The sequence below is a fragment of the Haladaptatus sp. DYF46 genome (genome assembly GCF_021083305.1).
In the GTDB taxonomy this organism is placed as follows: Archaea; Halobacteriota; Halobacteria; order Halobacteriales; family Haladaptataceae; genus Haladaptatus.
Window position 1 is genome coordinate 1 of sequence record NZ_JAJFAY010000007.1, and the last position, 25,121, is coordinate 25,121.

Genomic DNA, 25,121 nt, shown 5'->3' on the forward strand with positions numbered 1-25,121 from the left:
CTTCCGTCAGATCCTCACCGCCAACGTCCTCCATGTGGAAGAACACGTCGTCGTCAGCATCCTCAGTCGCGATGAAACCGTAGCCGCCTGTATCGTTGAAGAAATCAACCTTACCGTTTGCCATTACGATTATATACAGACCCACTACACGGTTAAGTGTTCGGTATTCGTTTTCTTATTCTCCGACACCCTAAACAAATATCCAAATAAATAGCGAATGGGTGATTGATTGACCATGTATGTGATACTACGAAGAAGCCACACCTGATTCGTCAGAACGAATGGTAACTTCCGACGAAACCATACTCCTCGCTTCGCGAGAACCCTTACCATCGGTCGTTCCAAGGATCACTGGCCGCTGTCTAACCGTACCCTCTGTCGGAAATGTCTCTCGCAGAGAGGACCCTAGTCCGCGCAGCACGACTGACCATAGCCGATCTCTTGGCTTTGTTGAACCCATCAAGTGAAGACATGTTTCGGTGGTCGGGTTGAATACAGGGCGCGTACTTTGGATGATAATGCGCCGTGAAGCCGGCGTTACCAGGACACGCGAATCGGTCACTCGATCTCCAACTGGCCGCTCCCACCGTCATTTCCATTGCCGTTCTCGTCCCATTCGAGTTCGAACTCGATACTCAATTCACCGGGGCCGTCCGTCGGCCCCTCGCGTTCGGCTTTGACCTCAAATGTCGGACGGGCTGGCGGCTCCATCGTCACGGACTCGGAACCCGATTTCAGAGTGACCGCCTCTCCTTGGTCGAGTTTATCAGCGACACTACGAAGATACGACGCAATTTCTTCTCGGGTCTGGTCGCTCTCGGATTTGAACAGGACTTCTTCAGGCATACAGGAATACTACACCGCCTCACCGATAAGTCCACCCACTGATTTACTCACCCCGCTGCACAGCCGTTATGAGTTGGCTCTTCGGAAGCCACTCGTCGGAAAGGATCGGAGCATCGTCTCGATTAGCAACCTTTCGGCGTTTTTTACGAAGATGGCCCTCTAGCTCTTCGCGGCGGGTATCATCCGCTCCAGTGTTTTCTATGCCGCGTTCGAGAGAGTGTATACCGTGTGCGAGGCGCATGAGCGGACGCACAGGCGCAGAATTTTCGAAAAGAATCGCATCTTCCGTTCCCAGGTGACGTGTCCAACGAACGTTGTCGGTATGATTCCATCTGCGTCACGGGGTTTCTCTTCGGTCAACCACTCGGGGATCTGGATGAACAGGTTGTCTTCACCAAGGAGACCTAACAATTGCCACAGTTGACGAGTATCCTGTTCGTTGAGTAACCCCCGCTTTTGGGCATTCTCAAGGAATATGCAGCGGTCGTCGAGAGTCTTTGCCTGCCACCTACGGGCAAATGATTCGTAATCGGCGTAGTCGGTGATCAGGTCAGTCACTATCTCAGGTCTAACGACACCCGGAAGTGGGCTTTTGTTCTAGATACCAGCGTATTACCACTCGAAGAAACTAGGGAGTTCACTCTTCTCCCGCCGTTAGGACGATTGTCTGAGCCTCACATTCTGGACATTGGTCGCGCTGGGCGTTAATGCGTGCATCACACGCCTGACACTGATAGACTACGTCCTTCTTGGCAGTTTCCGTCGCCGTCTGCTTGAACTTCTCGACCTGTCTCCCGACTCGTTTAAAAAAGCTCATCTATTCGTTTTCGTCTCTCAGAGACCGTTTGCTGTCTCCGTCTGAGTCAGACTGGTGGACGGTGATCTGTCCGTTGCTGTCGACCCTGACGTGATATGCATCGTACGTGAACAGGACATGGCCATTCGTCTCACGCAGCGTATCACCAGCTTTTGGCCCGAAGAGCGCATCAAGCGCCTCGGGATCGACCAATTCCGAGAGGAGTGAGAGTTCGGTGGGATCAGCGTCGTTCAGTGTTGCAACAGCCTTGACAAGTTCTTCACTGACGCTGTCTGAAATCGGATCAAACTCGGTCTGGTAGGCTTCGTTCTCTTTCTGCACGTGCTCATCGGATGGGGGGTGTTCGGTCATGATGTGGGTACGAGAAGTTCTAACTAAGAATGTACCCACACATGGCATGTGAAACAGCCAGACTGTTTCTGAAAGGTTTGTCCCCGCCGCCTGGAAACAGATACACAGTATATCCTTGCTTCTTTGTCAAAGACTCCTATGCGTGCCAGTCACCTAAAGGTCCGGTTCGGAATCATCACACTAAAGATAGATGGTTGTCACTCGCATAGTCATCTGGAGCTTCCTAGCCACTAGTGAGAGGTGATGACCATCGCCCTGCTGTATTTCACTCGAGATCAGGTGTGTCCACACCCGCTTAGTGCAACATGGAATAGTGAGACAAGTGGATCTCAGCCATTCACTCTTCATCGGTAGAGACTTTCGCCTAAAACGTCAATCGGCAGTGGGTCTCCCCCAGTGCCCTCTTTTCGATCAGTGCGTGAAGGTTACTCGGAATCACAGGACAAGACAGTACTGATGGCTCACTGGTTTCTATTGCCAATGATATTATTACGGTGACTGTTGCATAATTCATAACGTAGTAGCGTCGATGGCCACTACTATCGGTCCTAAATAATCGAGAAATGATTCAGCTGAGTTTCGGGCTTGACCCGGCTAAAATCCCGGTTCGCTGAGGCTGAAAAAATGGCTTCAACGCCAAAGTCATCTACGTATCGCCTGATTAATTGCCGCTACCAGTTTGGTTGCCGCCTCCACCGGTCGTCTGAGTACCGCCATCCCCATCGCCGCCTTGCTGCAGTTGCCACCAGTCATCGTTTTCGAGAATGTTGGTCTCCTCGTTCTCGGGAATTGTGCTGAAGTTAACCGTCACAAGGAATGAGGAGTCGTCGAAGACGGTGAACTCCTGATCCATTTCATAGACGTTCGGCTGTTGTGGATCCTGCTGGTCGGTCACGAAGCCGAGGTTTGAGTCGAATTGACCGATGTTTGCGGCTTTCGCAACGAAAAACGGTACTTGTTCGTTCGTGTTCAAGTACCGAATCATGCGCGTCTGGTAGTTCGTCCAGACGTTGTCCTGTACCTCCGGTACGTTTGGCGTCCATTGGACGACATCTGAGGTGAATACGAATCGGGCACCCGGTCGGAATGAGTTTTGAAAGACCAGCCCTTTCTCACCCTCTTGGAGCGCCATCGCGTTGTCGGCTCCTGTTTCAGCGCCCGCAACACCGCTCCCGACGGCAGTGAGCGCGGTGCCGACCGACGCGAGGGCACTCGTTTTGAGGAACGTTCGTCGTGTCGATGCGTCTCTCTCGTCCGTTTGGAAACCCTTTTGGCTAGGCATTGTGTCCCTCCGTGGACGGTTATCAATACGTCTACGCTTCAAAAAACCCGGATGATCGTTATTCAAGCATCCATGGTATAATCGTCGGTTGACGCTGCCGTATCAGTCGTAACCAACGATTCCTAACCCGGGTACGTCGCCCAATCTCGCACAATCATTCAATCCTATGAACTGACCGAAAGCACATGATTTTGCCAGCACTGACTGTCTGCCAAGATGCTGGCAAATTTCAAATATGGCTACGTTATCGTGAACAGCATTGAGGTCAAGTTCTGAGGCACTCCGAACGCTGTCTCTGCAGATCGATTACTTGGTGAAAATTAGATATTAGACATTTCCTGGTAATTAGGGCCGTGATTACGGAGCTCACTTCCGAAATAATCATTGTTACTACTCAAGTTATATTCACAACGCGGTAAAACGATCAATTGGTTCTTTCCTTCCCTTACCGAAGCTAATCGGCAATGCACGCACGTTACGTTTTCATAGTCACAATACTTCTCACCATCGCCGGAACTGGTATGACGGCTGGACACGGACAGTCATCGAACAACACTATCCACCAACCCACGGCTCCTGCCGCCCAGCAGGCGTGTGATTACGTCTCATTATATAACAAAACCATTGACTCGGTCGTTGCAGTGCAAAGAGGCGGTGGAGAAGGGTCTGGGTTCGTTTATCGCACTTTTGAGAGTAATAATACAAGGGCACTGTCTAGTTTAGCTCCTCCTCGACAGGCGTTCGGTTGTTGAGCGATTGATGCGGTCGTTGATAGTTATAGTAATGCACAAACTGTTCAAGCCACTGCTGGACGCTTGGCCGACTGCCCACCCACGACGTATGGAAGCGGTCGATCCTCTGTTTGAGCGTGTGAAACCATTTTTCGATCAGGTTTCGCTCGGTATAGTCAAGGTGACCGCGCAATCCAATTCGGAAGAGGGCAGTCCGATAGCCGTAGCCATCAACGAGAAACACAGTGTCAGAGAGATCGTGTTTCTCGGCCAATCCAGACAGAAACGCAGCCGCTTGATCGGTCCCATGCCGATCAAACACTTTGACATCGAGCAGTAACTTTGTTTCTGTGTCTATTGCAGCGTACACCCAAGACCACTCGCCGTTAATTTTGACAGCGGTTTCGTCAACCGCGACCCGCGTCGGCGTCGCCGACGCTGTCAGATACCCGATGAACCCATTGGAAAATTGCTTGATGCGACCGTTTTACGCCGAGGAGTGCGAGAATCCCTTTTGTTTCCCTGAGTGAACAACCGGTCGCGTGGAGCCGGACGGCGAATGCCCTGACGGGCGTCGCCGTCCGCTCACGCTCCCAACATTCAAGCGTAGCCGTCTCTAAACTCTTTTTGAGCAGGTTTGAGAGTAGCATGAATCACTAGCTCTTCAACCTGCTCGTCCTTATCTAGACAGTGCCAATACAAGCTATATTGTAACAAACGCACACGTCGTTGGGAACGCATCGTCAGTTACTATCCAATTCACGCGGGGAGAGACCCGAACTGGTTCCGTCATTGGTCGGGCCCGAGCCGTTGATTTGGCCGTCGTCAGGATCAACCGAACACCATCATATGTCGAAGCGTTGCCGGTGGCTAATACGCTTCCACCGACTGGGCAGTACGTTGCAGCATTCGGGAATCCGTTTGGATTAGAGGAGACAATCACGCATGGCATCGTTAGTGGTGTCAACCGGTCACTGCCAACGGTAGGCGGATTCACAATTCCAACAACAATTCAAACTGACGCTCCTATTAGTCCTGGAAATAGCGGTGGGCCGCTTGTGACGTGTAATGGGACGGTCGTCGGTGTGAACACAGCTGGAATTGGAGCACGCCAAGCTGAAAATATCGGCTTTGCGATTCCCGCTCCACTTATTCAACGAGCTGTTCCACAACTTATCAAAACTGGGGAATTCAGTCTCCCGTTCTTCGGTGTTCAAACGACAGAAATTACACCAGCAATTAAAGCAGCGAACAATCTCAATGTGACCCACGGTGCATATGTAGTTTCTGTCCTTGAACGAGGGCCCGCTAGTAGCGCACTCCAGGGTGCTAACCGAGCTGTCGCCGTGAACGGAACGCAAGTTCCGGTCGGGGGTGATGTGATTGTGGCAGCTGAGAACCGTTCGGTAACATCGTCGCAACATCTTTCGCAATTTCTCGTACAGCGGGCACAGCCAGGAGAGACCGTGTCGCTCACGGTTATTCGCAACGGTGAGCGCAGACAGGTGAATGTGACGCTCGGTGAACGACCCGAGCCAGGGACGGCGTGAATCTGTATCTGTAGTAAACTCCTTCGAGTGTGAATATTCCCAACTCGTTGTATTTTCCCTCTTTTATTCTACTGTTGATCTAATTAGCGGTGACAGAGTCGTCACTAAAACTGAGACTTCACGACCGTGAGGAGAGGGTCAATTATCGTATCCATAGCGTGCTAGCTCGGTAATTTGTCTCATTAGGAATCAGTAAGAGGTAGAAATATAAACGGTAACGTTGCTTGGTGAGTTGGTCTCATTCTCTTTTTGCGTGGCCGTGAGTGCTTAGGTAGACACATACATATGGTTCTTTGTGTTAATAAAAAATATGGATCGATTGAATAAATCTCGAAGATCACATTGAGGATCGTCAGATCATGGTTTACCTGTTCTAAAAAATCGACGTGAGACGATCGCGGTGATGCTTCTGAAGTAGGTAGTCCCCCAGATGGCGATGAAAATGGCGGCAATTGTGTTGAATACGAGGTCGGATACAATATCGTCAGTTCCATATTGAGTGAGGACTGCTTTACTGCCGAGCATCGAAGCGAGTCCACCGACCGTGAACTCCGCGATTTCCCATGCAACACCGAATGCAAGGATAAAACAGAGTGTGAAGATGAAACGAAATTCTTCAGGGAAGTGTACTCGCGCTGAACTGTGATCGAGCGCCACTATCACGGCATAACCAGCGCCAGCGACGAACGAGGCTGAGATAGCATGTGCTACCTGATCATACCATGATAAGAGTCCAGATTGGATATTGTAAAGTCCAATAAACCCCACCACGTGGAATAACGCAGCAACAGTAATCCAAATGACGAGGCGAGGATCGACTTCATAGTCAAACCGCCAACCGAGAACCGTCGGAACTAATGTAAGTGTGAGTGCGAGCATCCCGTTAACGGCCAGACTGGCGGTTCCTCTAAGGACACCGTAACCGATCAGCGCTACAAGGACGATTTGTAGTCCTCTCGTAATGAGAGTGAAAATCGAATCACCTTTGATGTTCTTGAGAAGACTCATTAGATGTCACTCCATGCGTCATAGGAGAGCTCGTTACTTGGACTAAGCCGTCGAAAGTAGAACTCAAAGATAATTCCGGCAAGAACGCCAACCCCAGTAGCGATCACTAGGCTCCACATCACTGCAGTCTGACCAGCAAGAAACGTAGTACCGAGATAGATGTCAGAGACGAATTGAGCGATCGTCCAGAGCCCAGCAATGGCCATCGTAATGATGACGATGAATACGACCGCAAACCCAGATGTCATCTCGACGGAGGTAAATGCATTGAGTTCAACCGCGACGATGAGCGCGAGGGTGGCAACTGAGAGATATGTGGAAGGCTCAATGAGCATGTTGAACGACCGGGCGACGACTGGGACTGCAGCAAGTGCAAGCACTTCCCAGGCGATCATCTCTGTAAATCGATGTGAGAGTATCGGGGGGACGAGTGCGATGGCGATTACCGCTACTACCATCCCAGTCCAGAGGAATTGCCTCGATAGGCACTGTCTAGATAAGGAAAACCAAGTGGCAGCGGTACAATTGGCGGGGATTTATGCACTAGTCATACGTACTAATTTTTGAGATTTAGATCGACTGCACTGTGAGAAGACTGAATTCGATTGCTTCACCGAAAACCTAGTCATGATGAGACGAAGAGATTCGTTAGCTACTCATGGTAGAGACGTTGAAACGCCACTTTACAACGGAATCTCTTAACTAGACAGTGCCCCTCGATAAGACGTACTTGATAGTGGAGAGAAGGAGAATGGTGATTACAGTCCACCCGAGTACAGCGTTTGTTAGCTTATAAGTAAGGAGATTGAACCCATCCTCCATTACGTCTACTATTACTCAAAGGATTGTAAAACCGTTTGGCTACAATGACCTACTCTCCTAGAAGAGCTAACTCGCTCGTTTATTAGATACTACTTTGCTGACTCAACCAAGCAGTGCCCCAACGACTAACTGTAAAGTAACCATTTGTAGATACATGAGTGCAAATGATGATCCCAATACCGACGACGCATACGATAATGATCGATCTGACGACTCATTCTTTCCTGGTAGATGGAGAAGAAGATGGGGGTTTGGATGCGGATGGCTGCCTCTGCCTCGTCGAGAAGCCAACAATGAGACCGCGTACAGAAATGAACCGGATAGTGAGAATGTCGTGACGAATGAACGAGAGGAACATGGCAGTTAGTGGGACAAAGGGCTAATCTCGTTGCTTCTCATTGTTGGGATTGTTCTGTTCTTCTTCCCTGAGCCAGCCACGTCGATGCTGGGCATCATCTTGCTTCTCATTGGGGCTGTAGCGTGGTTGATTGATGCTTTTACGTGATAGTCCCCATCATGAAAATAAGCTAACAACTATTAATTCATGCCTAATAAATTGGGTAGAAATGTAGAGTATCTTAATTACCGAGTCTAGGAGTTAGAAATGCGAATTGACGACAAAGAAAGACATCAACAATAGAATTTCTGCATGAAAGTTATTCAACAAGGCAGTCGAATGAGGTTTGGAAGAGTTCGTGCCTCATCATCTTTCTTCACACGGTCTACAACGATAACTTCGTCAACAGAGCGTAGTCTCTCACTTTCTACCCCTTAACCGAACACAGGTATCTATTCAATGGGATTCTTTAATTACTCTTGGTAGAGGGAGGCAGCTGTGAGTCGCGAAAAACAAAAAAACTCTTCGTATCTATTGGCGATTGAACTGCCATCACACTCTGTATCATGGCTCTGGTAGCGTTTCCTGATGACTATGTCAGAGATGGTCACGAGTAGTTCCCCAGATGATGATCATGAGAATTCTGCAAAAATCTATGCTCCCACTATCTTTCCTGGCCACTCTCCTTTCAAACCGGTTATAGCGCAACACTAAGATGCTCACTGTAGGTTTTGATAGCAGTTCCGTCACCTATGATTTTCAAGATACCAATTATAGTGTGGGAGTATTGCTTTCGGGGACAATAACTATCCAATTGACACTCGATCTTTGAGGTATGGCTGACGTCGCTGGACACATTGCTGTCGGAGCGCTCTTCGCAATCCCGGCGTGGTTTTTCTGGAGTCGCCGGCCCGCGATAGTGTTTATCGGCATTACGATTATTAGCGCGCTGTTGCCGGATAGCGATTTGTACTTGCGAAAAGTATTCCCCACGATACACCACCATGGTGTGACCCATACTCTCCTCTTTACAGTTCTCGTAAGCCTTATTGGGGGTGCTATCGCAGCAGTCGTACTGCCTGATTATCTCAATCAGAAATGGTTCCCAGAAAGATCCCTCGATCGGGAAACGGTTTTCGTCTTTTGTGGAAGCGCCTTCTTTCTTGGAAGCCTCAGCCATATTTTCGCCGATATGCTCTCGGCGCCAGATATCGCTTCACGACTCGAACCGTTGTGGCCGCTCGTGAACGGGCAGATTGTGACGCTTGATGTGTACTACTACAACTCCCCGCTTGTAAACTTCGGACTCCTCGCCGTTACTCTTGTGATACATGCCGTTCTCTACTGGCAGGACGGCTACCAGATTACAGATCGCTACACCGTCGGGAGAGAATCTTCCTAACAATAGCTCTCAAGTTCAAGTTCCAAAACATTTGCCCAGCACCATCTATATTAGCAACTTAAATCCGATAGCACGCGATTAGCGAAAACTGGCCGTAAAACAGTTGGCTAGAGTACCAATCTCAATTTAGTTGTGATGCACTTCTGTTGTGGCGAGATGGATCAATTAGATACTCCCCCGCAAGCGTATGCTTGGCCAGTTATATCCAAGACTGTCATTTGACGTGATATGGATAGAAGAGCGTGGAGCTTACTTCTCCACTCTCCCCTCTGTACTCCTATCGCTACATGTGCACCACACTTTGAGACTTATTACTCGAAGACTATGTCGAGAACTAAGATATAGTTTTGAGTGATTTACATATTTGCCCATAGGTGGATAAAGACACAGTGAAATGACACCTTCGTACAGCTATGGCTCCGAACTAACATACAACTCGTGAACGGTTACATATCCATCTCAAAGAAGTTCACAGTGTGACCAAGTCACCTGTCGTCAAGGATATTTTAGACATTATCAGACGCAACAAAACGCACTATGCTAAAGTCCAGAGAAATCGGTTAAACGACGGATTTGAAACGCCACAGAGATTTTAATCGATAAAACCGTACGTTGTTGCCGATGAACGCCTTTCGTCTAATAATGGAGTACTATCCCTACGTTTTCCATCCGATTACGGTACTCGGCATCGGGATCACCGTCCTTGTCTACCACGTGTGGCGTTTACAAAATATTGATAAGTCGATGCTGTGGCATCGCATTGCGGCATTTTTCGGCTCCGGTTTACTTTCGCTCGTCCCAACAGTGGCGTACGTGTTCGTGACCGGAACTAGGCTAATGGAAGTCACGGAGGGAAATATGTGGCAAGTTGACGCACTCGTAGCGAGTGGAATGGTGATCTCTGCCAGCGTGACGTGGTACCTCTGGCGACGGTTCGAGTGGGGATCACTCGTCCCGAACGCGATGCAGATACTTATCGTTGTGACGATACCATACATGGCGCTCTCACCGTTCTGGAACATCTCCGGACACGTCATCATCGCGTTGATGCCTACTCTCTATCTCACGCTCGTGGCCCGGAAGTTCTGGCCACTTCTTGCAATTCCCGTTGTGATGGTTCCAAACCGTATCGTTCTCGACGCCCACACGTGGGGGCAGGCAGTCGGCGGGTTCTTCATTACCGCCGTCATCGTTGTCGCTCTCTACCAGTTACAGGTCGACGGGTCGTCACATATTGATGCTGAGCCAGCAGCTCCGTGAGTCGTTGGAGACTGAGCAAAAACGGAGTTTGACAGTTGGCAAACTGCTTTGCGACGCCGTTATCGGGGTGGAACTCACCACTGTGACGATTCTTCCGCAAAATCCCCCTCGTGTGGAACTCATCGAAGAATGCTTGTCACAGCCTCAACGCCAGCGATATCCGCTCCACCTGGACGACTCAGTAGCGTTGTCGATCTGAGTTTCGAGTTCATCTCGCAGTGAGAGCCATTTCGATTCAGGGAGCGTGTTGTAGTCCCAAGTGTCAATGATGGAAAATTCGTGGCCGGGCGCGTCTGCGAGACCGGCTAGTGTGATGTCTCCTTGGATCGCTTTCCGTGCTCCGTTACTCCGTCGGTTGGAATCAAGGTATTTTGGTATATTTCCCAGTTTGGTCTATTATTTGACAGCAATAATCGCATAATACGTTATTCGCCTTTTTCATTACGGTTAGGCGAGGTGTTGCTGACTCAATGCCAGCACACCCGACGAACAGCCGGGAAGTAATCGTCGAGTTTGTCGTGGTCGGGATCGTAAGTGGCCTTTTTCGCGTCGTGTACGTGCTTGGACTACCCCACGTATTCGCGTTTCTCGGTACAGCAATGGCCGTCGGGATTCGTCCCGGGGTCGGTTCCATAATCAGCCAGCCAGTAGAGGATCCTGAGGCCGATTATACCGAGTACAATGCCGACGAGAACATTGATAAAGTAGTGGACGCCGAGGACAAGTCGTGAGAGCGAGACAAGGCCAACAACTATTCCGGCGACGCCGACGCGCAAACGGTCCGTTCGCCGATCAAGGACAAGTGCCAATCCACCCCAAACTATCGTCGTCCCGAGCGCGTGGCCACTCGGAAATCCAGAGCCTTCCGCAGTCGTAATGTTAGTAAATAGCCCCGCGGACGTCAAGAGGATCCACCGCAGGACGAGCGGCTCAGCGGCCCTGGTAGCCGTGGGAATACAAAGATGTGCTTGAGGACTCCGATAAGAGCAATGTACGTAACTACGAGCGTGATGGTGTCTCGCGCTTGCGCATGGTTGTGATATGTCGGCTAAACGCGCGTTCGGTACGGAATAAGTTACGAACCTCATGATTTACCTGATAGCAACATTTGACTGTCGATCGATCGCAGCTCGTCGGTATTACTCGCCCGTCGGATCTGATTCGTACTCCGAGCCAACACATATGGTGAGCGCATGTGGATGGGTGCGCAGGTCCAGCCGTTCATGCACACTCAGTTCTCCATCGAGACTGAAATCAATCGCCTCACCGTGCAACTCATTGATCTCCAGTCGACTCGCCTTCAGGTTGAGGATGTGTTCGGTATCGTGCCCGAGCAATCGCTGTACCGTCCCCTCGGCAATGAGATCGATTGTGGGCATCTGCTTGACGATCGTAACATCGAACAGACCATCCTCAACATTCGCCTGTCCTCCCCGCTTTGTGAATCGGCGAATGTTTCCAACGAGGACACACAGGGCATCTCCCGCCCACGTCGTCTCTTCGTCCTGAGAGATTGCCTTTACCTCCAGATGGAGCTCTTCGAACATCGCAACCTCCTGTAATCCTGCGATAATGAATCCGAGTGACCCAAAGCGTTCTTTCAGCTCCGGACTCGTGGCCACGCTCGCGTCTGCGGGCAGCCCAGCGATACAAGACGTCACGAACGGTTCCTTCCCGGCAAAACCGACATCAATGCGCCTCATTTCGCCGGTTTCGAGAGCAGCGAATCCCTGTTCGATATCCTGAATTCCAATGTTTGTCGCAAAGATGTTCTCCGTTCCTACCGGAATCACACCCAATATCATGTCGTCGAGTGCGTCCATCTTGACGAGGCCCTGTACCGCTTCGTGAACTGTGCCATCGCCCCCGGCCACGGCAAGTACGTCGGCAGCGGCCGCAGCGGCCGCTGCTGCAAGTTCAATTGCGTGTTCTTCTTCCTCCGTTTCTTCGATACGATAGCCCCGATCAGTGGCGAGACGGCGTATTTGTTCGATGTGGTCGGCCCTCCCACTAATCGGATTCAAAATAAGCCAGTATCGGTCTGATCTGGTAGTGGACGACGGCCCCTCCTTGCTTCGCTCATCGACTGGTAGCTCCTCGTCCTGCCCCATAGGGATCATTCTGTATCTACAGATAAAGAAGTGCGGTCTGCATTCGATCGAAATGGCTAGTCCGTGTCTTTCCACTTGCTGGTCTTATGTATGTCAATCCATATTTTGGGTGAAATTCTGGAGGAGACGATCACCGAACAAAAGTACAAGAAGTGCACCAAGCAAGTTGAAGAAGAGATCGACGATGGTATCGCGGGCACTGTAGGGGATAAGCACAGGCTCAAGACCGAGACGATCGGTGAGTCCGTGAATGGTGTACTCCATGACCTCCCAGAGAATTCCCCCGCCAACAATGGCAACAAGAACGCTTCGCTGGGAGTCACGGCCACACCGTTGAGCAGCAACATACACGGCCCCGCCAAGCAGACTTGCGGAGAGAGTATGCGTGAAATGATCCCACCACCATGTATCATCATATGGCCCAAGCATTCCAACAGCGTGCATGAGCATTGCAATTTCCGTATATACTCGTTGCCATGGCCGGAATTCAACGTCGTACTTACCTTCGATGATATCTGGAAGGTAGGCGACCACGAGCCCGACTGCGGCATTCACGATTGCGCCCGGGTTCCATCGGCGAACGCCTGCAATGAATACAGCAACGATTGCACCTTTGATACTACGCTTCACTTTTTGTCCCATTGGAATCTGCGTAGAATTTACCATGAATGTACACTAGTACTGGAAATGAGTGACGTATGTTTGCTGAGGTATTGATTTGCGCTTTGTAGGAAAGTGGAGGCCCGAAACGAGAACTACCTATTCCTCAGTATCCTGCTTCTATCAGGTCTTTTTGTCATGAATGGAGTGCTTGACCATTTTTGATATCAGCACCATTCATGCATTCTAAGCACCCGTGAACGGCGTTGTGATTATCGCCAAACACGCGGGCAAAATTACGGGAAACGAAGCTGCCGCAGTTCTGACAGCGAGTGTCTACGATTCGTGACTCCGTTTGGCTCGAGGGGCTTGTACTTGACATGAGTTGCCATTTTTCACAGATTATTTGCGCGCTGTTTGCTCGTGGTGCCACACTGCTGGCACTCCGTGACCCGATACGGTTCGCGAGAGAACGCCGCGTTCGAATCCTCTTCGCTTTCAGTGATGATCTCGAGCGTCACGTGATGCGGCGTCATTGCATTGCAGTTCTCGCACCGTTCGCCAGGTTGGCTGTCAGTAGTTGCTGTAGTGACCATGAGTTCTGGTAGTTCTGGTGGACTGCATTACATCCCGATCAGCTGTGCTTCGATACAAGAAAATAGACAAACAGGAACCGCCTTTACGTATGGGCTTGGAATGCAAGCTGTATAAGCCCTGACCGATACTGCTAGTAAGTGTTAACGAGTACAATTGCTTTAAATCATGGAGTATTTCCTCTTTAGGGCCTTTATGCCGCCTCGGTGGCTTCAAACCCGTTGCTGGAGTAGAAGCAGTGACATATAGACGCCTCATTTCCTTGTAGAAAGTAGACAAGTGAAGAAGGTGCTTGCAAATGCAAGCCCCAGATTTATTAAATCAACCCCTATATTGCATAGCAGAACCACAGGACAGAAAGTGTGTCCGAGCCACGCCCCTGTGATGAAGGGGCCAATGATCCACTCTAAAGCGCTCAGATCGGGTTCATGCGCGTTGCCGGTACGCGGGGCACACCAACACGTGCGTTCTTACAAAAACACGTATCCATGAATCCACACGACAGCAATCGACCTGGTAGTTCCGATTCTCAAACGATTTCCTCGCAGCTTGACGCTGACCCGACGTACACATCCCAGCGTAACGATAGCTCGTCATCCCCGGATCTTCCCCTCGATACGATCTTTGATGTCCTGTCTCATTCGCGTCGCCGCCAGATTCTCTCATATCTTTCACAGACCGAAGATAATCTCGTAACAGTCGCCGAGCTTGTCACTGTCATTTCGAAGCACGAATCAGAAAGCGAAATGAGCGTACAACGCACTCAGGACGATGCTGTGGGTATTGCGCTGCGTCATAATCATCTCCCAAAACTAGCCGATGCCGGAGTAATCGAATTTGATACTCGAAGCGAAACCATCCAATACCAGGCTCATCCCAACGTGGAAAAGTACCTGTCTGTGCTCGATACAATAAAGTAGAATGTCTCACATCGCTTGATCGGATCCTGATGAACCGTTTCATTACTATGTGAGAGAAGTACTAAGAGAATAGTATCTTCATCTCTCGCCAGAGGATGTTTATAACTACAGACCAGAGTTTTGTATGGAGTGCTCGTGATGGGAATACCCCTCACTAGTCACGAGAACTCTGGAGAGAGAATAAAAAATGGGAGAGACAACGACCAACGCACCGAGCAACAAGCAAACGACTGTAAGAGAGCCATCAATCGTGGTGTTGATCCAAGCAGCGATCGCTGCTCGTGACGGTCCCGAGACAAGTGACTGCCCGCCATTGTACAACGTTATTGATCCAGACGCACTCGACACGCTGTTTGCTCCACTTCACCGTGAATCCGAGCGGCACGGGAAAGTGATCTTTGAGTACTGTGGCTATGAAATAACAGTCACTGACGACAGAACAGTGAAGGTAGCTTCACTCGACGCAAACGAGAGTGAGTAAAACTCAGCTGTTCGGTTTCTACACTGATTGTTCATCTACTACTGAGAATAGCCTCCAGTGTGGCCATCTAAGGCTATCATCTACTATTTAGCTACATCTTCCCAAGCTACTAAGAGAGTATACATAGATGGCTCAGAGACTGATGGCAGTCATTGTTGAGTTGTCACTCCCTCCAGAAGATTTCCCACTCGGAACATTGCTGACTGCAGGAACAGCAATTCACCTCGAATTCGAGCGAGTCGTCCCGGTCGGTGCCGATGTCGTCCCTATTTTCTGGGCCTGGAATGGAGATTTAGACAGCTTTGAAGATCGTGTGCGAGCGGATCCAAGCGTTCAGCAGCTCGTTGCAATTGACGAAATCGATGACCGACGTTTGTATCTTCTCAATTGGGACATCCCGCCTGGCGCTTTTCTGGAAAGTCTCACCGTCGCAGAAGGGATTATTCGGAGTGCACATGGCTCCGGGAACGACGATTGGGAGTTCGAATTATTGTTCCCTTCGCACGACCATCTGACGCGCTTTCACAATGTCAGCCGCGACAATAATATTGAGTATATACTTGGGAAAATGCAGGCACTGCAAGACGCTGGAGCATCCCAATTAGCAAATATCGTCACTGACAAACAACAAGAAGCACTCGTGCTCGCCTTCCAACGTGGCTATTTCAGGACGCCGCGGCAGGTAACGCTCTCAGAATTAGCGACAGAACTGGATATTAGTCAGCAATCACTCTCTGATCGTATTCGACATGGTGTTGAAGCAATTATTGAATTTGTCCTCTTCCGCACGTCGGAAGTATGATTTCCACTATTGTTCTTTTAAACTACCCTGTCTGAACAGACCAATCCCTTTTACAACTGGCTCTTATACTTCCATAGAATGAGCTCGTCGGATGACGATGATGATCAACGCTGTTCGCTTGATGAACTCTTGAAGCTCCTAGCAGATTCGGAACGCCGACAAATATTGACCTACCTTCTCGAGGATGCCGATCGTCCGATTCCCCTCGAAGCACTACTTGAAGAACTCAGATCCGATGGGAGTACTGATCCTACGCAAGCTCGAGAACGTCTCTTAATTCGGCTTCACCATATTCACCTCCCAAAATTGGCTGATTATGGTGTAATCGAGTACAACGCCTCGCTCCAGCTTATTTCGTATACTGAACATCCGCGTATAGAAGCACTGCTACGTGCAGAACAAATCGAGAACGATGAAACAGAAGGAGATTCGAATGCGGACGATCCACTTACGTAATCCACACCGTTAAAAATGTCTGTTCTACCGTTTGCCTCCCAAGTTGATACCATCGTTGACAGCTTTGTTTTACTCGAGATTCACTGCCCTCACACTTCTTGCGACGAATCGGCATACTGAGGCAGATCGCTATGGAGAGGGCAGTTCTTCGTTCTCGATAAAGGTCTGGATCGTGGAACAGTCGCGAGCACACAAGGCCGGTTCAGTATTAGTGTGGAGTGGGACTGCTCTGTACTCCATTGTTGATGCTGTTTTGACACTGTAATAGCCCCCACACCCGCTTAGTGCAAAATGAGGCAGTGGAGTCGGATTCATCGTGTACGGCTGCTTGCATCACTGATTGACATGGCGGCGATCTGGACGACGCGATAGCTGAGGCCCGTGCCGAAGGATACATGGAGGAGCAGGATGGTAAGTACGTCGCCACAGATTGCGTGTGGGAACTCCCGCCCGGTACTTCTCGTGCATGATCGCTAGCGGGCTCACGCGATACGTTTCCTCTCTTCCCTCGCTCGCAAGAGCGGGGGAGAGTAGGTTGCTGTTAGTCGTCTATCCTTCATGAATACCTTGCAATCGTTCGTTAGTATTAGCTACTAACAAACATCTATGAGTCATCATCGTGGAAAAAATCTGGGTTGTTATTCGTCGCTGTCTCCGATACCAAGCAGTTCGGGCAGTCGGTCACTTTCGAGGCCCGCTTTGATGACTGCCGGGTAAAAAGTGCGTCCTTTGCCCAACTTCTCGCCGTGCTCACGCTGGTACTGCGCGCTCAGCAATTGGTACTGGATGTCGAGTTCGTCGGAATATGCCTTTGGAAGGAACATTAAGACTCCCGGTCGGTCTTTCACGTTCTCATCCGCATTGATGACATCGCTAAACTCCGAGTCAAACGATATCGTGTCTATTTTATCTTGTTTATCGGGTTTAACCTGTTTATCGAGATTATCTTGTTTACCTGTTTTATCTTGTTTATCGGGTTTACCGCTTGATGAACTGGATTCTTTCCGCTCAAAACGGCTTGCGAGCCGATTTGACCGTTCACCTTTGTCGTCAGTCATCAGGCTACCTCCTCGATATGTTCGGCAAGGGAATCAAATTCCGCCGCCATGTCACACGCTTCATCGTGCTCGAAGGTGGAGACCCCAGCATCCCACGCACGTTTGAGCGCGACTCGCTTACGGATCTCGAACACAGGGAGATGTGCTGCATACGTATCCTCGAACCACTGCATCATCTCGTCGGCTTCACCGTCGTTCTCAACACGATTTGCGACGAGCGCGAGTTCAGTCACGTCGATATCGTACCCACTTTCGAGCGATTCGACTTGATTCGTGAGCAGTTCGAGGGCACGGATACTCGTTGATTCAGCGAGTGCAGGAATGACGATGTTTCGACAGGCAAGCATCGCATTGTCCGTGAGGACGCCTAAGTTCGGCGGACAATCGACGACGATGAAGTCGTACTCGGTGTCGAGTTCGTCGAATGCAATCGAGAGTCGTTCTTCGGTCCGAATCGAGGTCATCAATTCGTATTCGACATTGAAGAGGTCAATGTTCGAGGGGAGGACGTCGAACTCACTACCCTCACGAATGAGATCGTTGATGAGTGGTGATTCTTCGATGTCGGAAAACATCGTGTACGCGTTCGGTTCACGTTCTTCATAGGCGGTTGCCAAGCCGACGCCTTCGGTACCGTTTCCTTGGGGATCGATGTCGGCGAAGAGGATGTCGTGGCCGCGATGTGCAAGTGCGCCTGCGAGGTTGATTGCGACCATTGTCTTCCCAACACCGCCCTTTTGGTTCGTGACAGCAATTCGTGTTGCTTCATTCTTTCCGGACATTGGTACAACCCGTTAATTTGTTTAACCCGTTAAACCCGGTTAACTGTTTCCCTCAACATCAGATCGTGAAGAATCACGGTAGTAACGGGTGTCCGGCTACTGTGGAGTGCATCTTTTCTGCGATCCGGTGGTTATCAAACAGGGCTTAGCGAACGTGACGGCAGAGCATGTCTATGCTGAGATGGACGAGTGACGAAGCCACATTTTGAGGATCTGTGGTTAGGAGCACATACTAACGTTTCGACCCCTCCGATTTATCGCCTCGCAGTCGCAACGCGACAGTATGAGCGAAATGGGGACGACACGACTGTCAGTCGGGGATCGCGTCATCGACACGGACGACGACAACCCAGACCAAGCAGTTGTCATCGCACGACCGCCAGAGACGACGATTGCAGAGTGGGAGTTTCCCACGAATGAGGGCCCGATGACGACCGCTGACACGAATCCCGAGTATCCAGCTGACGCGCAGTTAGTGCTGGTCTCGTTTCTCTCGGACCTCAATGGCTACTGGGAAGAATGGACTGACGCAGACCCTGCTGACCTTCGTGACGGTGTTGAAGCGAATCACGTCCATCGCTACGGCTTTCCCGAACCACGCTTAGCACCCGTTGACCAGAGTGAAACTTCACCGAAGAATACAGAATCGAGCGATGATGAGGCCGAACCGCCGGAGCAGTTCAGGCCAATTATCGAGCGGCTTGAACAGAATGAGTTCACGGTGAGTTACGATGCGGACGAGCAGGTGATTCGAGTCGAGAAGTTTGGTGTTGAGCATACCATTGACCAGGAGGGAACGGTTGGCGGTGAGAGTGGGATCAAAAATCGGGTGAAGTCGATTGCGGATCGCTTTCTCTAACGCTGGTTGACGTATTCCCTACCGCAACTCAGCCACCATGCATCAGCATGTATTAACTCCGCTCGTGGAGCAGTGTTCGAAGAAGCAAAAGTCGTTATTCACCCCAGTGAGCGATTCTTGGACGCCCGTTTTGTCCATTCGCTGTGGGAGAGACATATATACCCAAGGCATCTTGTAGGTTAGTTTATTATACTAACTCACTGCACTCTACGTTGTGCACTTTTCAACCGAGACTGAATACTGCCGCTGAACGGTACACGCAGAATTGCTGTATGAGTTGTCTCCATATGGGGTTGAACCCATATCTATATGTGTATGGGGTTCGTCCCATACTATGAGGATGGCAGATGTTGAGACGCTCATTGACGAGACCACCAAAGGAGACGGCTACGTCACCCATGTCCGCGTTCGGCAAACAACCAACGACAAATACCCGTGCGGGTGGGACTACACACTCCACTTCGGAACGCTCGAAGGGGACACCATCCTTCGCTACGATAACGCCCACGAACGCACGCACGGTCACGACCGGCATACAACCGACGGCGTGGAAGAAATCGAATTCCCCGGAATGTCGACGCTCATTCAACGATTTCGGACTGAACGGGGAGAATTGAAAGACGAACGATCATCCGACACTCACTAACACCATGACAGAAGATCGAACGCTCCGAATTCGCGTTGCAGATTCCGAACAGGCCCTTGACGAAGCCCAAGCGGCAGTCGAAGCACTCGAACGTGGCGAAGAAGTTGAGAGCCGGCACACGCTGACGTTCGAAAGCGAGGCAGACTTGGCACGGCTAGTTTCAGAAACTAACCTCGAACTGCTCCGAACGATTGCCGAACACGAACCCGAAAGCATCCAGCAGGCTGCCGAACTGGTTGACCGCGATTACCGGGACGTGCACCGAAATCTGTCTGAACTTGAAACACTGAATGTCATCGAGTTCGAGCAGGCGGGACAGGCGAAGAAACCAGTCATGCGCTATGATGGAATCGAGATCGACATCGACATGCCCGCTGGGAGACGCGGAACCGCTTCAGCATAGTCTATAGTCACACGAGACAACAGGTGAGCGTCAACCTCTGTCTCAGATTAGCGTGATTGCACACCACCACGGTCGCTTTGACGGCGATCTGGACGACGCGATAGCCGAAGCCCGTGCCGAAGGATACATCCAAGAGGAAGATGGTGAGTACGTTGCAACCGCCCGCGTGTGGGTACTCGTGCCCGGTACTTCTCGCACGTGATCGCTCGCGACTCCGGTCGGTACTTTCGACCACAATTTGTTTAATAAAAAGATTTATAATACACAAGGGGTGTGGTGTCAATGTGGCAAGCAAGACGGCCACAGGCTTGCTCTCCCGACCACTGGTGTGACATTCACCAGATCGACGGCGTTTCTCCGTCGAGAACCACGGTCGCCCGGAGCTTGCCCGCGCCGATGACCGGGACAACCGGGAAAAGCGGCACTTTGCGGGCCACCGCACCGTCACGAAACTCGAAACGCGCTCCCGACCCCATGTGACGCTCATCACTCACTTCGGGAAGCCGCGGAGATGAGTTGGTCCCCGGTGACGTGAAGGCGTGGAACAGGCCACACTCGTCTGCCTGAAAACCCTCGCTCGCAAGAGTGGGGGAGAGTAAGTTACTGTCATCCATCTCTCAGCCAACAGCAGATCCTCGCCCAATAGCCGCTGTATCGCTCGCTCGCGGCCATTGATCCACGAGTGTAGTCCCAACCTTTATCCTAGTTGAATTGCAATTATAGGGTAGATGAATTAACGAGGTATTATTTGCATATGAACAGACGAACGTATCTCAAAGCAACAACCGCACTCGGCCTCAGTACGAGCCTCGCAGGCTGTGGCATGTCCATGGGCGGCGGCACCGGGAGTGTTCCGGCATCCGGCAACAACTCCAGCAGCACGAACTCAAGTCAGATCGGCGTTGGAAGTGCTCTCGATCCCAGCCAGTATTCGGGGCAGTTCAATCGCGTGGTCAACATGGTCGAAGACGCCGGTGCCGACCCGACCGGCGAAGAAGACGTCTCTCCGCTTATCCAGCGAGAGCTTCGAGACGAGACGCTGTTGTTCTTCCCGCAGGGAACGTACAAGATGAATTCTCAAATCCGGCGTGCTGGGAACAAAGACATGGGGATTATCGGGAATAACGCGGTGATGAAACACGGGACCGTCGAAGCGATTGACGGCTTCGACGTAACGAAGGGCGAGTTTCACGGCCCCGCCCAACACTTCAAAATCGGCGTGCCCGACAACCCGCATCGCGGCAAATTCGTTTTCGGTGGGTTCGTGTTCGATTGGCGCGGGAAAAACGAAGGTATCCAGATCCTCAATCACCATACAGCCGGAAGCTCCATCGTCCAAAACGTTCGGCAACGGGGGATGCATTCGCTCGGGTGTCAGGGAGCCTTCCGCCTCGATCCAGTAACCGAAGAGGCAGCGATTCTCGGTCGACGACTCGACATTCGATTTGGTGGGAAGACCTACCAAAAGACGATCAACACCCGCGATACGTACGACGGTGGGCCGTATGCCGGACGCTCGTGGGCGACATCTGGAATCACGATGCATCCGCGCACGCAAGGGACGCTTCGCTTAGAGGAGATCATGTGTGGCGGATGGCCTGATAATGGCATCTACGTGATCGGAGGCCATCCAGACAAAGGGGATGGCACCGTCGAAGTGATCAACTGTATCGCAGCGAACTCACAAGCCTCGAATATCCGTATCGGCGGGGAGAACTCGAAAATCATCGGATGTAAAGTGATCATCGATCAGGCGTTCGGCGAGGAGTTCTACCACGAGCAGCGACCCATCCGCATCGACGACGGCACCTGTACAGTCAAGAATACGCGCATCATTCAACGGCAACCCACAGGATGGAGTCTCACAGTCCTCCACGGCGTGCAGAACGCGACCATTCAGAACGTGTCGGTCGAGATCTTCAATCAACCACAGCTTGCGTTAGTGGTGTCTGATGGCGCTGGCAAGTGTACAGTAGACGGGTTTTCGGTTCAAACAAAGGGGTGGCACGGGACGCGTGCCAGTGTGTTCCGGGGCTGGCCGGACGTCGCGAAGAATATCTCTGTGAATGGTCGTTCGGTCGCCTGATATTGTCCGTTCAATAAGAGAATTTGCAGGAGTTAGCTGCTGACGGGAGAGAAAAAGAGACCTATGAACACAAGGACACCGTAGAAAAACATGGTTGTAATGACACTAATGCCAGTGAAGTGCTGGGGTTTTCGTGTCACCATGTATCCGCCTGCAAGAGCGAGAAAGATCGATGAGATAATTCCCCAATCCTTGATTAAAAAGACCGCACAGACGAGTGTAACTAAGCCGATAAAGGTGGCAGCCTTTGCATCAAGTCGTGCGTGAAGTCCCATCGTGATTACCTCGTACTCACTCGTTCGAGTTGTCTTCTCTTAATTTTTCGGACAGCACAGACGTAATCGCTACTCTGTCGTGTCTGAATCATCCGAAATGTCTCCGTTAAAGATACCGTCCGCGATTAATCCCTCGCGCAAGAGCTTTGTGTGGGCCTCGTCGCGGCTGAGGTCGTGCTTTTCTGCGTAGTCTTTGACGCCACCGATGATGTGATACGGAATTTCGACGCTTGGTCGAGCCATGTTGAATTCTCTCCTATGTTTATACCCGTTAAACTTAAGTCTGTCGTGACGTTATAATTATTTGTGTAAAGTCGTCTAAAAAGACAATGTGTCTAAAAGCATATAATAGACAATCTAAAACAATGACTGACTCACACGTCCTCCCGAATCTAGAATCGTTTATAACCGCCCTCTCACGCCGCCTCGCCCCGCTTCTTGTCGCAGGGAGCGGTAGCACACTGATGATAGGGACCGCCGCCGCGCAGGACTTCTGCAATACCCAAGGCGGTCAGTTCGCCGCTGCCGTGCAAACGGGCATTGGTGGGCTTGCAATCGCATTTCTCGTCGCCATGCTGCTCGCTGCGGTCGTGCTGAAAGCCGTCCCCGTCAAAGGCACCTCGAAGCTGGCGAACGTCGCCATTGGTGGTTTCTTCGTTGGTGTCGCGATGATCGTAATCGGATTGGCGTTCGCGAACTTCGCGCTTGGATTCTCGCCCGTGGAAGCGAGCAGTTCCTGCGGGAACATCCTCGGATAGCTTCCGATCACTTGACGAACTCCAATTTTATGACACACTTCCGTCTGGTGATTCGGACCCTTGTCGCCCTGCTTGTCGTTACCTCGGTCGTTGGAGCGACAGGCATCGTGAATCCGGTCGCCGCACAGACACAGACGAACAACTCAACAACCAACGGTTCGGCCGGTGATGATAGTGGCTACAGCCCCGGCGACGGGTGGGGGCACTGGGCTGGCTCGAATAACAGCAGTACCGGCAGTGGGGGTGGAGGTTTTGGTCTTGGCATCGGTCCGAGAGAGTGGGCCGAAGAGACTGTTGACTTCTTTAAAGAGAAGGTCGGCAATATGTTCCGGTGGGCGCTACGCGCGTCTATGTCTCTGTGGATCGGGACCCCTTACGCACATATGGGAAATAACGGCGTTCCCACGAATGAACCGTTTACGACCCTTCACAAGGAGGTGTACGGCGCGTACATCTTCCCCGCAATCGTGTTGTTCCTCGGTATGTTCGTGATGATGAGCGCCGCTGCGATGAGTGCCAGCACGATGTTTAGTCGAGGGCGGATCACACGCTGGCTTGGCCGTCTTGGGATGGCGGTTATCGTTGTTGGTCTTGCCTACAACTTCACGAACCTCATGCAGCATTTCGCAAACTCTGTTGCATGGGCATTCGCACCCAAACCAAAGAATCTCACCAGTTCGTTAGGTGGTGTGCTTAAGCTCAGTGCTGGACCGATTGTTGGAATTCTTGGTCTCTATCTTACCGGCGCAATAGAAGCACTGATCCTTGCACTCGTGTACGGGTTCCGGCAGTTGGTATTACTGTTCGCCCCGATCATGATGCCGATCATCCTGCTCACCGCGTATGCGGCTCCCCATCGCCGTCTCAGAATGTTGGGGAGTATGCTGTTCTGGCAGTGGTTCGGCCTTGTCTGGGTTTCACTTCCCGTCGCTGTTCTCCTCCGAGTTGCCTACGAATTAGAGTGGAGTTTCGGCATCGGTGGCATTATCGGGTTCTTCCTGACGCTCGCGATCTTTGCCATCGCACTTGGCCTCCCCTTCGTCATCTCGTACGGCTTCTTCAAATTCCCCGCGTCGATCACGACGAGCGCCGCAGCAGTTGGCGGCGCGGCGGCATCGAAGGCTGATTACTTCCATGAGCGCTACGACCGCTTCCGCGACGAAGACGACGACGGCATCTCGCTCACCTCCAATTCCAGCACGACAAGCCCGGAAGACCGCACTATCGCTGCCGACGGAGGTATCACCGGCGAACAAGCCAACCTGCTGGCTGATCGTATGAATCGGTCGAGCCGGACGGACGATACGCAGACGGCCGAACGCATTCGTGCACTCCACGACGCGACGCATTCCAGCGACCAACGCTTCCGCACTCGCGCCCGCAAGCACGTCGTTCGAACTCGCCATGCTCGCGAGCAATCGTCCGCTCGGTCGCAGTCGGCTGATTCGTACGAAGCCAAGCCACGCTACCGGCTCAGTCGGACGGGAGGTGACGACTAATGGCCCGGCGCAATGACGAAGTGCAGCTTGTGTTGTCGGAGTACTCGGCGAGTGCTGATCTGTACGGCTACGACAAATTCGACCTCGCCAAGCTGTACATGCCCTCGCTCGTGCTGTACTTCATCGTTAAATTCGTGCTGACGGGGTGGCCCGCCACGCTCGGGTGGGTCGTTCTCATTCTATGCGTGCTCGTGACGACTATCGGCGTTCTCGCGACACCCGATCACATGGGGCCAGTCGAGTATCTCTCGATTATCATTCGCCACTACACCCGCCAGCACGTGCTGTTGCACGACCGCGACATCCAGACGCCCGTTCTCGGCTACCAACCCCCGGAGTATCGCTCGCCAACCGATGCAGACGACGACTCATAATCCTCTAGACC

30 protein-coding genes and 1 pseudogene are annotated in these 25,121 nt (G+C 51.4%); 14 read left to right on the forward strand and 17 right to left on the reverse strand.

Annotation, left to right across the window (positions count from 1 at the left end; genetic code table 11):
- The 8 genes and pseudogenes from LJF34_RS23245 to LJF34_RS23280 all read right to left on the reverse strand — a co-directional run.
- Positions 1–124, reverse strand: a 124-nt coding sequence (locus tag LJF34_RS23245; RefSeq protein WP_231188554.1) for a cold shock domain-containing protein, incomplete at its 3' end; no start/stop codon positions are given.
- Between the two features lie 434 nt (positions 125–558).
- Complete coding sequence (locus LJF34_RS23250; protein ID WP_231188230.1) at positions 559–846, reverse strand: amphi-Trp domain-containing protein; 288 nt, start codon at positions 844–846, stop codon at positions 559–561.
- Positions 847–1,044: 198 nt separating this feature from the next.
- Positions 1,045–1,404, reverse strand: coding sequence for a hypothetical protein (locus tag LJF34_RS23255; protein WP_231188231.1), 360 nt, complete (start codon positions 1,402–1,404; stop codon positions 1,045–1,047).
- Positions 1,405–1,663: 259 nt separating this feature from the next.
- Positions 1,664–2,014 carry a HalOD1 output domain-containing protein gene (locus LJF34_RS23260; protein ID WP_231188232.1) on the reverse strand — a complete coding sequence of 117 codons (351 nt, stop codon included), beginning with the start codon at positions 2,012–2,014 and terminating at the stop codon, positions 1,664–1,666.
- Positions 2,015–2,675: 661 nt separating this feature from the next.
- A complete protein-coding gene (locus tag LJF34_RS23265; RefSeq protein WP_231188236.1) occupies positions 2,676–3,296 on the reverse strand; it encodes a twin-arginine translocation signal domain-containing protein in 621 nt (206 codons plus the stop codon).
- A 714-nt stretch (positions 3,297–4,010) separates the two neighbouring features.
- Positions 4,011–4,677 (reverse strand): annotated as a pseudogene (locus LJF34_RS23270) (IS6 family transposase).
- A gap of 1,257 nt (positions 4,678–5,934) precedes the next feature.
- Complete coding sequence (locus LJF34_RS23275) at positions 5,935–6,585, reverse strand: hypothetical protein (RefSeq protein ID WP_231188238.1); 651 nt, start codon at positions 6,583–6,585, stop codon at positions 5,935–5,937.
- On the reverse strand, positions 6,585–7,043 hold the full coding sequence (locus LJF34_RS23280; protein WP_231188240.1) for a hypothetical protein: 459 nt from the start codon (positions 7,041–7,043) through the stop codon (positions 6,585–6,587). The genes LJF34_RS23275 and LJF34_RS23280 overlap by 1 nt, the downstream gene beginning before the upstream one ends.
- Positions 7,044–8,579: 1,536 nt before the next feature.
- Between LJF34_RS23280 and LJF34_RS23285 the strand changes: the two genes are divergently transcribed.
- Both LJF34_RS23285 and LJF34_RS23290 read left to right on the forward strand, forming a co-directional pair.
- Positions 8,580–9,146: a metal-dependent hydrolase gene (locus tag LJF34_RS23285; protein ID WP_231188243.1), complete on the forward strand. Its 567-nt coding sequence runs from the start codon at positions 8,580–8,582 to the stop codon at positions 9,144–9,146.
- 642 nt (positions 9,147–9,788) lie between these two features.
- The gene (locus LJF34_RS23290) at positions 9,789–10,406 is read left to right on the forward strand and encodes a phosphoesterase (protein ID WP_231188246.1); all 618 of its coding nucleotides are present in this window, start codon (positions 9,789–9,791) and stop codon (positions 10,404–10,406) included.
- Between the two features lie 566 nt (positions 10,407–10,972).
- Here the strand turns inward: LJF34_RS23290 and LJF34_RS23295 are convergent.
- The 4 genes from LJF34_RS23295 to LJF34_RS23310 form a co-directional block, all read right to left on the reverse strand.
- Entirely contained in the window at positions 10,973–11,494 is a 522-nt protein-coding gene (locus LJF34_RS23295) for a phosphatase PAP2 family protein (RefSeq protein WP_231188252.1), read from the reverse strand.
- Positions 11,495–11,545: 51 nt separating this feature from the next.
- Entirely contained in the window at positions 11,546–12,517 is a 972-nt protein-coding gene (locus LJF34_RS23300; RefSeq protein ID WP_231188253.1) for a YegS/Rv2252/BmrU family lipid kinase, read from the reverse strand.
- Between the two features lie 93 nt (positions 12,518–12,610).
- Entirely contained in the window at positions 12,611–13,183 is a 573-nt protein-coding gene (locus LJF34_RS23305) for a hypothetical protein (RefSeq protein ID WP_231188255.1), read from the reverse strand.
- A gap of 329 nt (positions 13,184–13,512) precedes the next feature.
- The gene (locus LJF34_RS23310) at positions 13,513–13,653 is read right to left on the reverse strand and encodes a hypothetical protein (protein ID WP_231188257.1); all 141 of its coding nucleotides are present in this window, start codon (positions 13,651–13,653) and stop codon (positions 13,513–13,515) included.
- 546 nt (positions 13,654–14,199) lie between these two features.
- Between LJF34_RS23310 and LJF34_RS23315 the strand changes: the two genes are divergently transcribed.
- The 4 genes from LJF34_RS23315 (at position 14,200) to LJF34_RS23330 (ending at position 16,370) form a co-directional block, all read left to right on the forward strand.
- Positions 14,200–14,631 carry a hypothetical protein gene (locus LJF34_RS23315; RefSeq protein WP_231188259.1) on the forward strand — a complete coding sequence of 144 codons (432 nt, stop codon included), beginning with the start codon at positions 14,200–14,202 and terminating at the stop codon, positions 14,629–14,631.
- Between the two features lie 187 nt (positions 14,632–14,818).
- Positions 14,819–15,112 (forward strand): HalOD1 output domain-containing protein, encoded by a 294-nt coding sequence (locus tag LJF34_RS23320; protein ID WP_231188261.1) that lies wholly within the window; start codon positions 14,819–14,821, stop codon positions 15,110–15,112.
- 127 nt (positions 15,113–15,239) lie between these two features.
- Positions 15,240–15,914 (forward strand): helix-turn-helix domain-containing protein, encoded by a 675-nt coding sequence (locus LJF34_RS23325; protein WP_231188262.1) that lies wholly within the window; start codon positions 15,240–15,242, stop codon positions 15,912–15,914.
- A gap of 78 nt (positions 15,915–15,992) precedes the next feature.
- Complete coding sequence (locus tag LJF34_RS23330) at positions 15,993–16,370, forward strand: hypothetical protein (protein WP_231188263.1); 378 nt, start codon at positions 15,993–15,995, stop codon at positions 16,368–16,370.
- 638 nt (positions 16,371–17,008) lie between these two features.
- On the opposite strand, the gene LJF34_RS23335 is transcribed toward LJF34_RS23330, so the two are convergent.
- Both LJF34_RS23335 and LJF34_RS23340 read right to left on the reverse strand, forming a co-directional pair.
- Positions 17,009–17,428: a hypothetical protein gene (locus tag LJF34_RS23335; RefSeq protein WP_231188264.1), complete on the reverse strand. Its 420-nt coding sequence runs from the start codon at positions 17,426–17,428 to the stop codon at positions 17,009–17,011.
- Complete coding sequence (locus LJF34_RS23340) at positions 17,428–18,210, reverse strand: ParA family protein (protein WP_255666465.1); 783 nt, start codon at positions 18,208–18,210, stop codon at positions 17,428–17,430. The genes LJF34_RS23335 and LJF34_RS23340 overlap by 1 nt, the downstream gene beginning before the upstream one ends.
- A 427-nt stretch (positions 18,211–18,637) precedes the next feature.
- Between LJF34_RS23340 and LJF34_RS23345 the strand changes: the two genes are divergently transcribed.
- The 4 genes from LJF34_RS23345 to LJF34_RS23360 all read left to right on the forward strand — a co-directional run bounded on the left by LJF34_RS23345 (position 18,638) and on the right by LJF34_RS23360 (position 20,320).
- Positions 18,638–19,069: a hypothetical protein gene (locus LJF34_RS23345; RefSeq protein WP_231188273.1), complete on the forward strand. Its 432-nt coding sequence runs from the start codon at positions 18,638–18,640 to the stop codon at positions 19,067–19,069.
- Between the two features lie 340 nt (positions 19,070–19,409).
- Positions 19,410–19,715, forward strand: a complete 306-nt coding sequence (locus LJF34_RS23350) for a DUF6516 family protein (RefSeq protein WP_231188276.1) — start codon at positions 19,410–19,412, stop codon at positions 19,713–19,715.
- A gap of 4 nt (positions 19,716–19,719) precedes the next feature.
- Positions 19,720–20,118, forward strand: a complete 399-nt coding sequence (locus LJF34_RS23355) for a hypothetical protein (RefSeq protein WP_231188278.1) — start codon at positions 19,720–19,722, stop codon at positions 20,116–20,118.
- Between the two features lie 52 nt (positions 20,119–20,170).
- Positions 20,171–20,320, forward strand: a complete 150-nt coding sequence (locus tag LJF34_RS23360) for a hypothetical protein (protein WP_231188279.1) — start codon at positions 20,171–20,173, stop codon at positions 20,318–20,320.
- A gap of 133 nt (positions 20,321–20,453) precedes the next feature.
- On the opposite strand, the gene LJF34_RS23365 is transcribed toward LJF34_RS23360, so the two are convergent.
- The gene (locus LJF34_RS23365) at positions 20,454–20,732 is read right to left on the reverse strand and encodes a hypothetical protein (protein WP_231188280.1); all 279 of its coding nucleotides are present in this window, start codon (positions 20,730–20,732) and stop codon (positions 20,454–20,456) included.
- A gap of 140 nt (positions 20,733–20,872) precedes the next feature.
- Between LJF34_RS23365 and LJF34_RS23370 the strand changes: the two genes are divergently transcribed.
- Positions 20,873–22,204 (forward strand): hypothetical protein, encoded by a 1,332-nt coding sequence (locus tag LJF34_RS23370; RefSeq protein WP_231188281.1) that lies wholly within the window; start codon positions 20,873–20,875, stop codon positions 22,202–22,204.
- A 32-nt stretch (positions 22,205–22,236) separates the two neighbouring features.
- Here the strand turns inward: LJF34_RS23370 and LJF34_RS23375 are convergent, their stop codons facing one another.
- Together LJF34_RS23375 and LJF34_RS23380 are read right to left on the reverse strand one after the other, a co-directional pair.
- Positions 22,237–22,479, reverse strand: coding sequence for a hypothetical protein (locus tag LJF34_RS23375; protein WP_231188282.1), 243 nt, complete (start codon positions 22,477–22,479; stop codon positions 22,237–22,239).
- A 69-nt stretch (positions 22,480–22,548) separates the two neighbouring features.
- On the reverse strand, positions 22,549–22,722 hold the full coding sequence (locus LJF34_RS23380; protein ID WP_231188283.1) for a hypothetical protein: 174 nt from the start codon (positions 22,720–22,722) through the stop codon (positions 22,549–22,551).
- Between the two features lie 122 nt (positions 22,723–22,844).
- Between LJF34_RS23380 and LJF34_RS23385 the strand changes: the two genes are divergently transcribed.
- Genes LJF34_RS23385 through LJF34_RS23395 form a run of 3 tightly spaced genes read left to right on the forward strand, consistent with a single transcriptional unit; the run spans position 22,845 to position 25,110 of the window.
- A complete protein-coding gene (locus LJF34_RS23385) occupies positions 22,845–23,237 on the forward strand; it encodes a hypothetical protein (protein WP_231188284.1) in 393 nt (130 codons plus the stop codon).
- A gap of 29 nt (positions 23,238–23,266) precedes the next feature.
- Positions 23,267–24,736: a hypothetical protein gene (locus LJF34_RS23390; protein WP_231188285.1), complete on the forward strand. Its 1,470-nt coding sequence runs from the start codon at positions 23,267–23,269 to the stop codon at positions 24,734–24,736.
- Positions 24,736–25,110, forward strand: a complete 375-nt coding sequence (locus LJF34_RS23395; protein WP_231188286.1) for a hypothetical protein — start codon at positions 24,736–24,738, stop codon at positions 25,108–25,110. The genes LJF34_RS23390 and LJF34_RS23395 overlap by 1 nt, the downstream gene beginning before the upstream one ends.
- Positions 25,111–25,121: the final 11 nt, after the last annotated feature.

Excerpts from the sequence above, each read along its gene's own strand:
- LJF34_RS23250 (WP_231188230.1), bottom strand. The coding sequence starts at position 846 with ATGCCTGAAGAAGTCCTGTTCAAATCCGAGAGCGACCAGACCCGAGAA.
- LJF34_RS23260 (WP_231188232.1), bottom strand. The coding sequence starts at position 2,014 with ATGACCGAACACCCCCCATCCGATGAGCACGTGCAGAAAGAGAACGAA.
- LJF34_RS23265 (WP_231188236.1), bottom strand. The coding sequence starts at position 3,296 with ATGCCTAGCCAAAAGGGTTTCCAAACGGACGAGAGAGACGCATCGACA.
- LJF34_RS23275 (WP_231188238.1), bottom strand. The coding sequence starts at position 6,585 with ATGAGTCTTCTCAAGAACATCAAAGGTGATTCGATTTTCACTCTCATT.
- LJF34_RS23280 (WP_231188240.1), bottom strand. The coding sequence starts at position 7,043 with ATGGTAGTAGCGGTAATCGCCATCGCACTCGTCCCCCCGATACTCTCA.
- LJF34_RS23285 (WP_231188243.1), top strand. The coding sequence starts at position 8,580 with ATGGCTGACGTCGCTGGACACATTGCTGTCGGAGCGCTCTTCGCAATC.
- LJF34_RS23290 (WP_231188246.1), top strand. The coding sequence starts at position 9,789 with ATGGAGTACTATCCCTACGTTTTCCATCCGATTACGGTACTCGGCATC.
- LJF34_RS23295 (WP_231188252.1), bottom strand. The coding sequence starts at position 11,494 with ATGAGGTTCGTAACTTATTCCGTACCGAACGCGCGTTTAGCCGACATA.
- LJF34_RS23300 (WP_231188253.1), bottom strand. The coding sequence starts at position 12,517 with ATGGGGCAGGACGAGGAGCTACCAGTCGATGAGCGAAGCAAGGAGGGG.
- LJF34_RS23305 (WP_231188255.1), bottom strand. The coding sequence starts at position 13,183 with ATGGTAAATTCTACGCAGATTCCAATGGGACAAAAAGTGAAGCGTAGT.
- LJF34_RS23310 (WP_231188257.1), bottom strand. The coding sequence starts at position 13,653 with ATGACGCCGCATCACGTGACGCTCGAGATCATCACTGAAAGCGAAGAG.
- LJF34_RS23315 (WP_231188259.1), top strand. The coding sequence starts at position 14,200 with ATGAATCCACACGACAGCAATCGACCTGGTAGTTCCGATTCTCAAACG.
- LJF34_RS23320 (WP_231188261.1), top strand. The coding sequence starts at position 14,819 with ATGGGAGAGACAACGACCAACGCACCGAGCAACAAGCAAACGACTGTA.
- LJF34_RS23325 (WP_231188262.1), top strand. The coding sequence starts at position 15,240 with ATGGCTCAGAGACTGATGGCAGTCATTGTTGAGTTGTCACTCCCTCCA.
- LJF34_RS23330 (WP_231188263.1), top strand. The coding sequence starts at position 15,993 with ATGAGCTCGTCGGATGACGATGATGATCAACGCTGTTCGCTTGATGAA.
- LJF34_RS23335 (WP_231188264.1), bottom strand. The coding sequence starts at position 17,428 with ATGACTGACGACAAAGGTGAACGGTCAAATCGGCTCGCAAGCCGTTTT.
- LJF34_RS23340 (WP_255666465.1), bottom strand. The coding sequence starts at position 18,210 with ATGTCCGGAAAGAATGAAGCAACACGAATTGCTGTCACGAACCAAAAG.
- LJF34_RS23345 (WP_231188273.1), top strand. The coding sequence starts at position 18,638 with ATGACGACCGCTGACACGAATCCCGAGTATCCAGCTGACGCGCAGTTA.
- LJF34_RS23350 (WP_231188276.1), top strand. The coding sequence starts at position 19,410 with ATGGCAGATGTTGAGACGCTCATTGACGAGACCACCAAAGGAGACGGC.
- LJF34_RS23355 (WP_231188278.1), top strand. The coding sequence starts at position 19,720 with ATGACAGAAGATCGAACGCTCCGAATTCGCGTTGCAGATTCCGAACAG.
- LJF34_RS23365 (WP_231188280.1), bottom strand. The coding sequence starts at position 20,732 with ATGGATGACAGTAACTTACTCTCCCCCACTCTTGCGAGCGAGGGTTTT.
- LJF34_RS23370 (WP_231188281.1), top strand. The coding sequence starts at position 20,873 with ATGAACAGACGAACGTATCTCAAAGCAACAACCGCACTCGGCCTCAGT.
- LJF34_RS23375 (WP_231188282.1), bottom strand. The coding sequence starts at position 22,479 with ATGGGACTTCACGCACGACTTGATGCAAAGGCTGCCACCTTTATCGGC.
- LJF34_RS23380 (WP_231188283.1), bottom strand. The coding sequence starts at position 22,722 with ATGGCTCGACCAAGCGTCGAAATTCCGTATCACATCATCGGTGGCGTC.
- LJF34_RS23385 (WP_231188284.1), top strand. The coding sequence starts at position 22,845 with ATGACTGACTCACACGTCCTCCCGAATCTAGAATCGTTTATAACCGCC.
- LJF34_RS23390 (WP_231188285.1), top strand. The coding sequence starts at position 23,267 with ATGACACACTTCCGTCTGGTGATTCGGACCCTTGTCGCCCTGCTTGTC.
- LJF34_RS23395 (WP_231188286.1), top strand. The coding sequence starts at position 24,736 with ATGGCCCGGCGCAATGACGAAGTGCAGCTTGTGTTGTCGGAGTACTCG.